The following is a 13,619-nucleotide window of genomic DNA, read 5'->3' as shown; positions in this document are numbered from 1 at the left end:
CAATCGAACAACTACGCAAACGCGGCGCTGAACAAGCAGCCGCCGCCCGCGCAGCAGACGACCCCACCACAGCACGCATGATCGAAACTGAAACAGAACAACACGCACAGCGCATGGAGGAAAACTACCTCGACCAGTTCCAACAACGCCTGCAATCAGAGATCGCTGCAGCTAACCCACCCATACGCAACCTCACTAATTCCCCAACCACCAGTGCACGTTTCGATACACCAACTGGATCAGAAACCATAAGCAACGCATCCATGGCAACTGCTGGTGGTGATAACCCGCATGCCACCGATCACCACACACTCGGGGTAAGTAACCCACATAACCCCACCACCATTAACACCCACCAAGCAAGTACCACCCTCACTTCCCCTCACGGGGCAGGCCTTGCTGGGGCGGGGGCCTCGCCAATGACCACCACCGCAGCAACAACCACCACACACACTAGTTTTGCCACCGGTGGTGGTCTCCCACCGCATGCGTATGCAACACTAACAGGTAAAAACCCAACCACTACCAGTACTCCTTATAGTGGTCTTGGAACCGGAGGGAGCATCAGTGACCGTGGGATTTTAGGTGCAAACGCCCAAGATCATTCCTCCCTCAACTCCCGCTCGCGTTTATTAGGTTCCAAAGATGGGACTGGTTATATCGGTCACCGCACAACTGGTAGCCGCAACAGCACTACCTCAGGTGACGTGGCTCGTCGTGGTGGTGCGTTTGCCGACAATGGTCTCAACCAGCGGGGCACTCCTCGGGGTTCTTCTCCTGGTGTGCACGGGCTAGGGGGTACTGGTGGTGTGGGGTCGAACGGTCCGGATGGGTCGTCGGGGACTTCCCGCGGATTGAATTCCTCCGGTGGGGCGGGTTCGTCTCAGTCGGGTTCTCAAGGGCGTGGGTTTGTTCCGATGATGAATCAGGCCCAGCCTGGTGAGGATCAAGGGCGGAAGCAAAAGCGTCGGATTAGTAATCCGGTTGAGCGTGAGGGGAACCTTCGGGATCTTCTTGGTGATCCCCCGGTTGTGATCCCTAAGGTAATCGGTGAGTGGATCAGAGACGAGGACACCAACTAACACCACTCTAAAAGAGCACCACCCAAACGACATTTCCGAGCCCTATTCGTCTGCCGATAACAAACGCTGTCTGTAGTTTAAGGATACGCCAGCTTGAGGGTCTAGAGATCGTTACAGGAAATGTAGAGGTATGACCCTATATTTTATCCTGCGCACACTGAGGTTTTCACCGTCAGCTCTTATTTAACTTGAATGCAGAGTGCGGGCGAAAAACCTTAGTGCCCCAGCACCCTTGGGAAAAATCTAGGTATAGTGCGTTTGCAGCGAGCTGTGATATCGACGGTGTTTTATCCAGCAACTGCTAGAGCGCTTTCAACCCTATGGGATACCTCGTCGGTTTTCAGCCTAACCAGTATCGGACGCTGTGTATGCGTTGCTGTTAATTCAGGCGTCTACCATCTCACAAGTGGTATAGGCCGCCGCCATAGACCCTGCGAATCGGAGTCCGGCTGTCCAAGCCACGCCGCTTCCGTAGACCTCGCTAAGGAATGGGAAGGAGCGATGATCCATCAAATACGGTTACTATTTGGCGCAAGCGGTACTGAACATTTTTTTACTCAAGTGATCTCAAATCAAAAGTTATCCATGCAGTGCGAAGCCTATGCAGTCTACTCACAGAATCACATGGGACTGGAACATTTGTTGAGTACGGACGCACCATCTAAAGGGTATGAGAGCTTCGAAGCTTCTATCTACCAGCGATATCTAACTGGAGTTTCTAAACAACAACATGCAGATAATAAGGGGTTGCAGTCCTACAAGCGTGACGAGTTTGTGGGAAGTGCAGTTGAATCTCCCAGGGTCTTGAGTCTAATTTCGACAGCGATCAGGACCGACTTTTTTCCGAATATATATACAAGCTACACGGTGTCTGGAAGGCCCCCTAGATCGAATTGGGTTCTTTTCGGTAATGTGAATGCAGGCATTCTCGCCTGCATGAGCAGTTGTGCCAGCGCAGGGGATGTGGAGCTCGGGCGACACCACCTGGCGAACACTACCTTCGAATCGGGTTCGAGAAAGTTCTCAACATGAGACACTATGGTTCGGCAGCGATTTCGTGCTCAAGGTGGGGCCGTGGTGCAGGAGTTTATTGCCGCTGAGCATTATGTGGGCCGATCATCTAGGCACGGAACTAACAACAAAATGAGACGTGCAACTACATGGAGAGTTTCTAACTTGCTATGCAACTGGCCTTGAAATACTTAAACGTTGGCGAAAACCTCGGGGAATCTAAAGTTTCATATTTTGTCCGCAAACCGTCTAATAACGATGCCCTGGTAACACTGCCACTAGACGGGCAAGAAAAAGAGGCAGTCGGTAGATTTCCACCGGCTGCCTCGTAGATCCCTATCCGCACTCTTTAGTATTCGCGGAATTGTACCCCGTACGGGATTTGAACCCGTGTTACCGGCGTGAGAGGCCGGCGTCCTAGGCCACTAGACGAACGGGGCATAGAACTAAGTGGATAAAACCACTTGCTGGCCTACCAGGACTCGAACCTAGAACGAGGGTACCAGAAACCCTTGTGTTGCCAATTACACCATAGGCCAATGCTGCTGCGCTTGAAAGCTGTTTCCGTGCGCAATGCAACGAAATGATATTTAACCAGTTACACCTCTCGAAAGCAAATCGCGAGCTAGGCGACTAGATCTTCTGGCTCTATTTCGACTTACTGCTGAGGAAATTCCAGATATAGCCCGGCAGGGATGGATCGAGTATCCACTTATGCGGTTGTCCATCGATCCGAATATGCTGCGTCTCAGCAGTACATCCACGATAAATATAACGCTCCCCATTCCCAAAGCGGTCGACGTCGGGAGTAGATTGTGAACAGCCGTTGCGTACCGCCTCAAAGTCGGCGGCGAAACGTGGCGCATAATAGTAGGCGCCGTGCCGTTTACCCCCCTCATAGGAAATGATTTGGTCCTCTGAGGAGTGCACGAAAAGCCCGGGCATCGGAGAACGCACGCAGCCGTCTAGAGTGGGAAAGTAGAAGGCGGCGGAGACCGTGGCAATCGCGGCGAAAGTTTCCGGCATCTTACACCCTAGGGCTGCCGCCATTCCCCCACCATTGCTGAAGCCCGCAGCGTAGACACGGTTGCGGTCGATTTTATAGTCGCGATCGATCTGCTCAAGGATTGCTCGTATGAAATCCATATCCTCTGAAGCCGTGGCTTTAGCGTAGGGAGCCCCCTCCCACGCACTGTCAAGCCCTTGAGGGTAAATCGCGATGGCTTCCTCCCAAGCTTTGGTATTAGCGAAGCCAGAATGTTTAACGAAGGCCTCTGCACCTTCTTTCCACCCGTGAAAGGCGAAAAGCACTGGAGCGGGAGCGGGATTGTCTAAATTGTACTGAGAGCCTATATGGACGATATATCGCCTGGTAATACCACTATCATCTCGCATTTCTACACTTTGCTGCATACCTGGAGCCACCGGAGGAACAGGGTTGTAGCTAAGATCCTCACCGTAACGAGCTACGTTTCGAGACAGAATATCCGCGCGCTCTTCGACAGCAGCTAGTTGGGGTTCCAAGAATTCTTCGACTCTCGGGGTCACCGCGTCGAGATGCAGCGGATCGGGTTGTGTGGAGCTGAGATCGTGCAGCGGGAATGCTATGAGTGAGCCGGCCAATGCTCCTATTAGAGCGCTAGTAACAAGACCACTCTTGGAGTGCGTCCGATGCCTTCGACGATTTATCATGATAGCTCTCAGTTTAACGGGATAAATGGGATTTCTGAGTATTCATCTCCGTTTGTTAGAATCGTGTTACGTTCTCAGGGCGGGGTGAAACTCCCCACCGGCGGTAAGACTTATATGAGTCGAGCCCGCGAGCGCCACTTTCCTTGGAGGTGGGTCAGCAGATCTGGTGCAACTCCAGAGCCGACGGTTATAGTCCGGATGAAAGAGAGCAGAAGTTAGCTGCAGCTAAAGACTGTCGATGGTTGCTCAACAAAGCAACCATACCGGCCTCGGCGCGTGGTTTCTTTTCAGCTCTGGTTATGAAGACTAAAAGAGAACCGCTCGTGAGGGCTCTTTCTTTATATCCAGCGCTCTAAGGAGAATGCTTCGCTTTTCACCTTGAGGATTTGCGTATTCCTACTACCTTCTGGAGTTTTATCGTGAATCTTCTCACTACCCTTCTTGATGCCACCCTCGTTATCGGCGGCGTCCCCATTTTATGGCGCGAAATCATCGGTAACGCCTTTGGTCTTGCCTCAGCAATCGGAGGCATGCGCCGAGTTGTGTGGGCCTGGCCTGTCGGTATTATCGGCAATCTGCTACTGTTTACTGTTTTTCTTGGGGGAGTCTTTCACACTCCACAAAACCTCGATCTCTACGGCCAAGCAGGGCGCCAGGTTATGTTCCTCATTGTCAGCGTATACGGGTGGTGGAACTGGTCGAAGGCGAAACGCCGCGGCATAAGGGAGGCTTCAGGGACTAATCCCAGCCGTTCAATTATCAGCGAACCCCACGATGAAGCAGCTGCAGTGGAACCACGGTGGGCCACTAATAAGGAGCGCCTCGGTCTAGTGGTCGCCGCTGTTGTTCTGACTGCTACTCTCGCCTGGGTCTTCTCGGCTCTGGGATCGTGGGGGCCTTTGGCCGACGCATGGATTTTCACCGGTTCGCTTCTCGCTACGTACGGCATGGCTCGTGGCTGGACTGAATTCTGGCTAATCTGGATCGGGGTTGACATCGTAGGTGTACCACTATTGCTAAGCGCAGGCTACTACCCGTCAGCCATCCTGTATATCATCTACGGCATTTTCGTTATCTGGGGCTTCTTTGTATGGATGCGAGTGCAACGAAATGCTGCGCGATCTCCGCTAGCTTCGGCTGAAGTTTAACCAACAAGACCCCTTAAACCTCATATCGGTTAAGGGGTCTTGTTATCGGGCAGCGGGTCCTGGCTCAGACTAGTTGACTATTTGGAACGGAGTCTGCTCCAAGGCACGACGAAGTCTAAACAGAGTGGAATCCTTACCGAGCAATTCCATGGACTCGAAAAGTGGCGGTGAAATGGCCTCTCCAGAGATCCCTACTCGCAGTGCTCCGTAGGCAATACGCGGCTTGAGTCCAAGTTCTTCGATTAGGGCCGTCGATAGCGCCTTTTCAATCTCAGGAGTTGTCCAATCAGCTATCGCTTCTAAGGCCGCAATACCGGCGCGAAGTGGTTCGAGGGCAGCCTCTTTGAGGTTCTTTCGTGCAGATTTTTCATCCAAGATGAGATCTTCATCGGCCGTAACCAAGAATTTTAATAACTGCCAGGCGTCTGAGAGCGTCTTGATGCGAGTCTGCACTAATTCTGCAGCAAGGGCGAACTTCTGCTTCGGGTAGTCCGCGGGGAAATCGTAATACCGCTCTAAGTAGTCGCGTAGCCGATGCGTGAAATCATCGAGCGGAAGCAAGCGAATATGATCGGCGTTGATTGCTTCGAGCTTCTTTTGGTCAAAGCGAGCTGGGTTTGCAAGAACATCAGTGACCTCGAAATTCTCCACGAGCTCCGTCACACTGAAAATATCGCGCTCCGAGGAGAGCGACCAACCCAGCAACGCTAAATAGTTCAGCATTCCTTCAGGAATAATGCCCTTATCGCGGTGGTGAAAGAGGTTAGATTCGGGATCGCGCTTGGACAACTTCTTATTGCCCTCCCCCATAACAAAAGGCAGGTGGCCAAAGGTGGGAGTGTGCTTGGCAACACCTATCTCCTTGAGGGCCTCATATAAGGCAAGCTGGCGCGGAGTTGAGGGCAGAAGGTCCTCGCCACGCAAGACGTGAGTGACGCCCATCAGGGCATCGTCTACGGGGTTGACCAGTGTGTACAGCGGAGCACCGTTAGATCGGGCAACTACGAAATCGGGCTGGGTTTGACGTTTGAACTCGATGTCCCCGCGCACTAGATCGGACCAACGCCAATCATTCTCAGGCATCCGTAACCGCCACACTGGCTGGCGGCCTTCAGCCTCAAACGCGGCGATCTGCTCCGCGCTCAGATCACGATCGAAGTTATCGTAGCCCAATTTCGGATCGCGACCAGCCTGCTTGTGACGTTCTTCTACTTCTTGAGCGGTTGAGTAGGCGGGGTATACCCATCCTGACTCTTTAAGTTTTTCCAGCACATCCTGATAGATCTCCATACGCTGCGATTGCCGGTACGGGGCGTCGGGACCGCCGATATTGACGCCTTCGTCCCAGTTAATTCCTAGCCACTCGAGAGAATCAATAATCGCCTGATATGATTCCTCGGAATCGCGGGCGGCATCAGTATCCTCGATGCGGAAGATCAGCTTTCCCCCCGTATGGCGAGCGTAAGCCCAATTGAAGAGGGCGGTGCGCACCATGCCTACATGGGGGGTGCCAGTTGGTGATGGACAGAATCGTACGCGTACTTCAGACATGGTTACTTAGTGTAGTTCATCGACACGTAGATATGCCTCTTGGAATCTATCAGGCGCTAGAAAAGGTGAAGCTTCAAGATTCCAGAACTTATTAGCGCACAGATTTTTAGTCGAAGATAACGTGCTTAGTCATGCCCTACTAGTCGAATCCTGGTTGATACGTGGGTCATACTTGGGGAGACCATAGGTAGGTTCCACAATTGTCAGTCACTCTGCACGCATTCACACCGGTTTTCCTAGCAGAATTCGCCCGCGGCAATCTCTAGCCTTTGCAAGGGGCCTGGTTGAGAAGCTCTTTGATTATTTAGTTCACATACGAGGAGATCTGGGAGCTAGTCGAGACTGTGCCCGTGCTACACGACACTCGTGAGCAAGCTGCATAATCTCTGCGAACACTACGTGGAGATATAGCCTTATTCAATCGTGACAGAGAGTTCTTAAAAAAATCCAGACAAGGTGTGCTGCGAATAGCAACAAACATTATTCAGAGAGCTATATTCGTCCAACATAAAGACCACTGCTTCCTATCCGCACGGCACAACACTAAGAATCTTTTCCGCTCCATACTCTAAACCTTCCTGCTAATCAAAACCCGAGGTGACCTCTATGGAGAAGATGCAGGCAGCTCGTTAGGGCCTACTCGTTATCGTTTCGCCAGCTATATATTTCAGCCGCCGCGGACAGTAGGAAACTATCGGCACCGTCCTAAGAAAAATCAAAAATTATGATCAATTGGGGCACCATGGCCCACAACTTCTCTCTTGAGGTCTGCTGTGGTCAATAAGTTTAGGCCCTGACACCCCGTCCAATACCCTGCCCGATAAAGCCGTGACGAGATACCTGTGATCAACCGGCGAGACTATCTATACCCATGTGCCCGACGAGGAGAATATATGTCTCCCTGGCGCTTTCTCCCAAAGGTACACCGCCCTTAAGTCCCTAGCTTCGTTACTGACGATATAGCGTCACTTTGAGAGATTAGGCGAGAGATTAGGCGATTTTGAAGTTGTCTATACGCCTGCACGAACGCGTAGGCGCTGGTGGGTGGGGTCACGAAGGTAGTGCGATCGTTGCGAGATCAGGGCTTCTCATGGATGCTTGAAATGTCTTCGCTACTCTGGCGACGTTCTGGAAGGCGTTGATATTGGCAGTTTCACCATTATGCTTGACATCACGTTACGGAAGGCTGGAAGGGTAAGCACTATGCACACGAGAACCATTGGAGAGGTCGCGGAACTCTACCAACTGACCAAGCGGACTCTCCACCACTGGGATGATATCGGGCTTCTCTCCCCTTGCACCCGGTCATGGCAAGGTCATCGCCTTTACAGCAATGATGATATCTCGCGTCTGCAGACCATCATTATCTTCCGCACCATCGGAATGAGCTTAAAAGAAATTTCGGCGCTGCTCGATAGTGATGATTACCCCCATAATCTGCGGCCATATCTCCACCAGCAGCGAGCCTACGTGGAACAGCAAATCGTTTCACTGCACGCAATGCTCGGTGAGATTGACGCACTATTGTCCAAGGAGACACCCGTGAGCGAAACCGATGTGAACCAAGCCCTAGCCCCATTATGCTGCCCACCAGGTTGTTGCGACCCCGCAACCTGTGATGATCAGCAGTGCTGCCCTCCTGGAGCAACAGCTGATAGTCCTTGCTGCTGCGCCGACGGTGCAAAATCGGAGCTACCGGTAGTGGAAGACACGCATGATTGCTGCTGTTCTTCTGACAAGAAAGCTGCCGAATAAAAAATTGGCCTAAGCGATATATATCGTTTAGGCCAATTTTTTATGCCCGTTCTACTGGGTTAGCAAGTTTTCCCAAGCCTGGAATCTCGATTTCGATGCGATCACCTGGAACCATTTCCGCGGTACCAGCTGGAGAACCAGTGAAGATAATATCGCCTGGCAATAACGTCATAGAGGCCGTAATAAACTCGATGATCTCCCCGATATCCATAATCATCTCCCGCGAATTTGAATTCTGCTTCGTAACAGTCTCACCCTCATGAGTTAAGTAGGCCCTAATCGGTACGTCCTCAGTATCAATGGCGTCGAGATCGGTCTCAATCCATGGGCCGATGGGTGCAAATGTATCGATACCCTTTGCCCTCGCCCACTGGTGATCGGAAAATTGCAACGAACGAGAGGATACGTCGTTGACGATGGTATAGCCAAGCACAACCTGCCTCCAGTTATTGGCACTGACATTTTTGCACGGCTTTGCAATGACGAGCCCTAATTCACCTTCAAATTCCACGTTGTGGGCGAAATCGGGAATCCTGATGGGCGCCTCAGGCCCCACTACTGCGGTCGGCGGCTTGAGAAACAGGGTGGGTGGTAACTCTTCGGATGTTTTTCCAAATAGTTCCCTAACGTGGTCGGCATAGTTACGGCCCACTGCCACAATCTTGCTCGGCAGCATCGGCGCAAGAACCTTGACCTCCTCCAACGGATACTCTTTACCGCTATAACGGGGAGAAGTAAAAGGGGTACCCTCAATAACCCGACACCACTGCTTGTCATCGCGAGACTCAACAGTGCAGAAAAACATTCCATCTGGGGTAGCTATTCGTCCAAATCGCATAAACAGAGATTCTAACCTAGAATATTGCGCGCTACCCCATCAAACCTTTGGCGGTTGCAGCCGGTAGATGAGCTTGTTGGGCGAGAAATAACTCTGCGCAGGCTAGAGCGTCGGTCAATGCGTTATGGTTGCCATAATCAGGAAGACCGTAGCGCCGACGCACTACGGCTAGTCTCAGGTCTTCCCCCCGCGGATAGGTTCCCATGCGCTCCATATGGCCTCGCTCGATCTGAAAGGTATCAACCGTATCGAAGGAAAAGCTCGCGGCGAAGTATTTCTTTGTCGCCCGATTGAGAAATTGGGTTTCTAGGGCGGTGAAGTGATTGAGCATCAATCGTCCGTGCATAGCGAACACAAGCCTTCTTATAGCATCGGGTTCGTTCAGCCCGTGCGCCACTTCATCGTCAGTCAGATGGTGAATGGTGGCGGAGGATCCTACTAGGTGACCACGCACTAATTCATAGCCTGCGCTCGACATATCTATGGTTGGCCCATTGACAGCTACCCAACCGATCGCGAGGATATTGTCCGTATGAGGATTCAGACCCGTTGTTTCCATATCCACAGCTAGAAGCTTCAGCTCAGCAAGCTGAGCATCTAGACTTGGGATGCCAGAGTCTAAAAATGCTTGATACTCTGCAGTTATTTGAGGTCTTTTTAAGAAACGAAACATGCCTATCGACTCCTGCTAGATGGTGCGCACGGGATATGTGGTGGCCAGTGCTGTTTGCATGCTCTTGATAATGCCGAAGGCATCCCTTAAGTGTTCGCGGTCCATTTTCCCCAAGAGTATGGGATCGATGTGGTAATCAGGATGTAGTCCGCCGCGAATCTGCTTTCCTTGATGCTTAAAAGTCAACGAGTTAAGAAAATCAAAGGAGTCGATCAGATCCTGGGCACCCTGGGCGCTGACGACTCCGTGCTCGTGCGATACCTTTAGCCGGTCACGAGTGGAGATCTCACTGACACCGGCAGTGATTGCGTAAAGTCTTGCCATTTGCACAATAGCCGCTATTCCGCCCTTTTTAATGTCCAGGGTGTGCCGGTATTCACCGTCACGTTCGAGCACAAATCCACGAAAAAAACCTAGGGGAGGTTCTCGACGCGCTGCAAGGGCCGCCAAGTGTGCGTGAAGGCGTCGTGCCTTATGCGCCATTTGATAGGCGGTTCGGCGAACCATATGCTCGAGTTCCGTCTGACCAAAAAGAGAGCGCATATCGAAGAAGGTCTGGACGTAGAGGAGGGAGTCTGGTTCGGGGGCGGTGATCCACCGGTGAAAGGAAGTAATCCACTCGTCTTCTGTCATTCGCCACGTTGGGTTGGAGACCATCATATCTCCGGGGCACAGGGGTTGGCCGGCGGCTGCAAGATGCCGGCTTGTATAATCACCAAGTGCTTGAAAGTAGTCGCCATGGAGTTTTTCCTCATAGCTATTATCTAGGATCAAAGCATTATCTTGGTCAGAAGCAAATCCCATCTCACGGCGTCCCTGGGAACCTAGTGTGATAAAAGAGAACGGAACGGGTGCCGGGCCCAGATGCTCAATAGCCATCGATATAATATGGCGGCCGAGGGCGTCGGCAGACACATTCATCACGCTGGAGATTTCTCCTGGGGAGGAACCCCGTTCAATAAAGCGCAACGCCACCTCACTAGCAGAGGTGTGAACCTCTTGAAGCTGCTCAGTGGTGTATTTATTCTTAAGATCCGCAAGTAGATAAATCGGGTCTGATTGCAGCAATCGCATAATGTCGGGGGAACTGACGATACCAGCCAAAGTTGTGCCATCAAGGACAGGCAGGTGGTGTATGGAAAATTCGGTCATCATGAGCATGGCCTCAAAAGCTTGTGCCGTCGTAGCGATAGTGACCACATTGGTGCTCATGATCGTGGAGAGCGGCTGACTTACGTCAAGAGCGTTGGCTACTACCTTTTTTCGAAAGTCTCGGTCGGTCACGATCCCTACGAGCTGAGAGTCCTCAAGAATAATAAGAGAGGACACATTGGTCTTGTGCATCCTGATGGCGGCATCTTGAATACTGGTCGTAGGGGATGCTGTCGTGGGGTTTGCCACCATGAAATCAGAAATAGAGCGACGCAAAAGGTCTGTTGCAGCTCCTTGACGCAAAGTCGTGGCGGTGGCGTGGATGCGGCGAGTGTGCGAGGCGAAATAGCGAGCAAAAGCCTCGTCGTGATTAGCTATTCGCCTAAAGCTGGCCTCAGGAATGAGATAAAGAAGACTGTCTTCACACGCTTCGAATGAGTACTTTAGGCTCTCGCCGCTGATGAGGCTGGAATACCCGAAGGAACGGCCAGATTCGCGCCGATCTACGAGGATATTGTCTCGATCGAGAACGTCGACGGCTCCCTGGCGGACGAGGTAAAGAGTGGTATTGGCATCACCAATATTCTTAATTCGCTTGCCGCGGCGAACGTAACTGATCGCGAGTTCAGTAGCGAGCACACTGAGGATTTCGCTGGGGAGTTGGGCATAAGGCGCTTGAGTGGAGAGAAAAGCGGTGACTTCTACTGATTCAACTGTCATCTTCCCCACTTTAGTGCGTGAAGCAGAAGTATGTATCCCCTAAGGATAGGGATCTGTGAGACTATCTCCCCCGCTTTGTGGGTAGAATTCAATTCTCGGCTCTAATTCGGGAATAGAGATATACACAGATGAAGAAGATGTGACGCATTTTACCCAGCGCGAGCAGACGCACATCAACCCTCGTGCGAAGATACGCACCTGCACCTACTGGCTCGAGATAGCAAAGCCTACTGAAATAAAAATCGCGGCAGCCTCGACCCCCGTGTTCGAAGCTGCCGCAACTCGCTCCCCATATGGCCCTTTAATCTGAGCGCTCCCCTCAGGCGGGCTACCTTATCCCATTCCTATCCGAGATCAAGTTGGAAGGCTACAGCCCCCAAGTCAGCTGCGATTGATTCCACGACATCATCGTCGACGGGGCGATCCACTCGCAAAATCAAGACGGCTTTATCACCAGAGGACTCTGTGGTCAAAGCTGCGGCCACAATATTGACCCCATAATTGCCCAGAGCAGTACCGACACGCCCCAATGCACCAGGTGTATCGGCATAATTGAAGAATAGGTTAGTGCCTTTAGCTCGCAGATCGATGCCGCGGCCATTGATGCGCACGATTTTTTCTTCGCGGTCGAGCCCCGTGAGGGCACCAATCAGTGAAATCCGAGAGCCGTCAGCTGCAATCGCCGTGACATCTAATACCGAGCGATGCGATACCGACTCGGAACGCGTACTCACCTCCAAAGACACTCCCCGTTCTTTGGCAATCATCGGTGCATTCACGAATGTGACTTGCTCATTGACAATCCCAGCAAAGAGGCCACGCAGTGCCGAGAGGCCAAGAACTTCCACATCCTCGGTGGACAATTCACCGCGAGCTTGCACCTCTAAGCGGATTGGGGCTTGTGCCAACATATGGCTGACGGTCAGGCCGAGCTTACGCGCTAGTTCGAGCCACAGGGCTACTTCTTCACCCACTTGACCCGCAGCCACATTCACCGCATCAGGGACAAATTCGCCGGCTAAGGCTCGCAGGCAAGAGGCCGCCACATCGGTACCAGCACGATCTTGTGCCTCAACAGTCGACGCTCCCAAATGAGGGGTAACTACCACTTCATCGAGGTCAAATAGCGGAGAATCGGTGCACGGTTCAGTGGCGAATACGTCAAAACCAGCACCCCTGATGCGCCCACTGCGTATCGCCTCAGCTAGAGCGTGTTCGTCAACCAATCCCCCTCGCGCTGCGTTGATAATAATCTGCCCGGGCTTAGCGTGAGCGAGCAGTTCAGCGTCGAACATTCCCGCGGTCTCCGGAGTCTTGGGTAGGTGAATCGTTATAAAATCAGATTGCTCAACCACCTCCACCAAAGACAGCAGCTCCACGCCTAATTGGCCTGCACGCGCCGGGTTCGCATAAGGATCAAAGGCGATAATTCGGGCCCCGAACGCCGTGAGACGTTGCGCGAATAACTGTCCGATATGGCCAAAGCCGATAATGCCAATCGTTTTACCGTAGATTTCTACACCGTTAAAGGACGAGCGTTTCCACTTACCGCGGCGCAGCGTTGAATCAGCCGCCGGAATTTGACGAGCTGTGGCTAGTAGTAGCGAAATTGCATGCTCGCACGCCGAGTGGATATTTGAGGTGGGTGCATTGGCGACCATAATTCCCAGCTCTGTGGCTGCCTGGATATCGACGTTGTCCAGCCCCACGCCCGCGCGACCTACAATCTTTAGACGAGGTGCCGCCTGCAAAACCTCTCGGTCTACCGTAGTCGCGGAACGTACTAACAGCGCGTCAGCCTCTGCAACTGCTGCCATCAATGCCTCACGATTGGGGCCATCAACCCAGCGAACCTCAACCTCATCTCCAAGCGCATCAACAGTTGACTGCGCCAATTTATCAGCAATTAAAACTACGGGGCGATGTGAAACGCTCACGTTGCATATTCTCCTTGACAGGTGGGTTTGGCCGGATGAAATATCACCCATAGGCTCTTA

Annotated in this window: 9 protein-coding genes, 2 tRNA genes and 1 riboswitch; of the genes, 3 read left to right on the top strand and 8 right to left on the bottom strand. The window is 52.3% G+C overall.

Annotated features, from left to right (window positions below; genetic code table 11):
* Positions 1–1,082: hypothetical protein (locus tag NXT00_RS05575; protein ID WP_259158362.1), on the top strand; the 1,082-nt coding region annotated here is incomplete at its 5' end.
* Positions 1,083–2,460: 1,378 nt separating this feature from the next.
* Here the strand turns inward: NXT00_RS05575 and NXT00_RS05570 are convergent.
* The 3 genes from NXT00_RS05570 to NXT00_RS05560 all read right to left on the bottom strand — a co-directional run bounded on the left by NXT00_RS05570 (position 2,461) and on the right by NXT00_RS05560 (position 3,716).
* A tRNA-Glu gene (locus NXT00_RS05570) sits at positions 2,461–2,533 on the bottom strand.
* 27 nt (positions 2,534–2,560) lie between these two features.
* Positions 2,561–2,632, bottom strand: a tRNA-Gln gene (locus NXT00_RS05565).
* A 109-nt stretch (positions 2,633–2,741) separates the two neighbouring features.
* On the bottom strand, positions 2,742–3,716 hold the full coding sequence (locus NXT00_RS05560; RefSeq protein WP_259158360.1) for a PHB depolymerase family esterase: 975 nt from the start codon (positions 3,714–3,716) through the stop codon (positions 2,742–2,744).
* A 135-nt stretch (positions 3,717–3,851) separates the two neighbouring features.
* A riboswitch (FMN riboswitch) is annotated at positions 3,852–3,999 on the top strand.
* 205 nt (positions 4,000–4,204) lie between these two features.
* Here NXT00_RS05560 and NXT00_RS05555 point away from each other — a divergent pair.
* Positions 4,205–4,933, top strand: coding sequence for a nicotinamide mononucleotide transporter family protein (locus tag NXT00_RS05555; RefSeq protein WP_259078430.1), 729 nt, complete (start codon positions 4,205–4,207; stop codon positions 4,931–4,933).
* 69 nt (positions 4,934–5,002) lie between these two features.
* On the opposite strand, the gene gltX is transcribed toward NXT00_RS05555, so the two are convergent.
* The gene (gene gltX, locus NXT00_RS05550) at positions 5,003–6,484 is read right to left on the bottom strand and encodes a glutamate--tRNA ligase (RefSeq protein WP_259077820.1); all 1,482 of its coding nucleotides are present in this window, start codon (positions 6,482–6,484) and stop codon (positions 5,003–5,005) included.
* A 1,203-nt stretch (positions 6,485–7,687) separates the two neighbouring features.
* Between gltX and NXT00_RS05545 the strand changes: the two genes are divergently transcribed.
* Complete coding sequence (locus NXT00_RS05545) at positions 7,688–8,239, top strand: MerR family transcriptional regulator (RefSeq protein ID WP_259077822.1); 552 nt, start codon at positions 7,688–7,690, stop codon at positions 8,237–8,239.
* Positions 8,240–8,279: 40 nt separating this feature from the next.
* Here the strand turns inward: NXT00_RS05545 and NXT00_RS05540 are convergent, their stop codons facing one another.
* From NXT00_RS05540 to serA, 4 genes are all read right to left on the bottom strand, one after another.
* Complete coding sequence (locus NXT00_RS05540) at positions 8,280–9,077, bottom strand: fumarylacetoacetate hydrolase family protein (RefSeq protein ID WP_259077824.1); 798 nt, start codon at positions 9,075–9,077, stop codon at positions 8,280–8,282.
* Positions 9,078–9,108: 31 nt separating this feature from the next.
* Entirely contained in the window at positions 9,109–9,750 is a 642-nt protein-coding gene (locus NXT00_RS05535) for an exonuclease domain-containing protein (RefSeq protein WP_259077827.1), read from the bottom strand.
* 15 nt (positions 9,751–9,765) lie between these two features.
* Complete coding sequence (locus NXT00_RS05530; RefSeq protein ID WP_259158359.1) at positions 9,766–11,622, bottom strand: putative nucleotidyltransferase substrate binding domain-containing protein; 1,857 nt, start codon at positions 11,620–11,622, stop codon at positions 9,766–9,768.
* 344 nt (positions 11,623–11,966) lie between these two features.
* A complete protein-coding gene (gene serA / locus NXT00_RS05525) occupies positions 11,967–13,559 on the bottom strand; it encodes a phosphoglycerate dehydrogenase (RefSeq protein WP_259077830.1) in 1,593 nt (530 codons plus the stop codon).
* Positions 13,560–13,619 lie beyond the last annotated feature (60 nt).

The organism is Corynebacterium sp. ES2715-CONJ3 (assembly GCF_024814365.1).
Taxonomy (GTDB): Bacteria; Actinomycetota; Actinomycetes; order Mycobacteriales; family Mycobacteriaceae; genus Corynebacterium.
This window is presented reverse-complemented; position numbering and strand designations above follow the sequence as displayed.

What these genes read in the sequence shown, in the direction of transcription:
- gltX (WP_259077820.1), bottom strand. Translation starts at nt 6,484, where the DNA reads ATGTCTGAAGTACGCGTACGATTCTGTCCATCACCAACTGGCACCCCC.
- NXT00_RS05545 (WP_259077822.1), top strand. Translation starts at nt 7,688, where the DNA reads ATGCACACGAGAACCATTGGAGAGGTCGCGGAACTCTACCAACTGACC.
- NXT00_RS05540 (WP_259077824.1), bottom strand. Translation starts at nt 9,077, where the DNA reads ATGCGATTTGGACGAATAGCTACCCCAGATGGAATGTTTTTCTGCACT.
- NXT00_RS05535 (WP_259077827.1), bottom strand. Translation starts at nt 9,750, where the DNA reads ATGTTTCGTTTCTTAAAAAGACCTCAAATAACTGCAGAGTATCAAGCA.
- NXT00_RS05530 (WP_259158359.1), bottom strand. Translation starts at nt 11,622, where the DNA reads ATGACAGTTGAATCAGTAGAAGTCACCGCTTTTCTCTCCACTCAAGCG.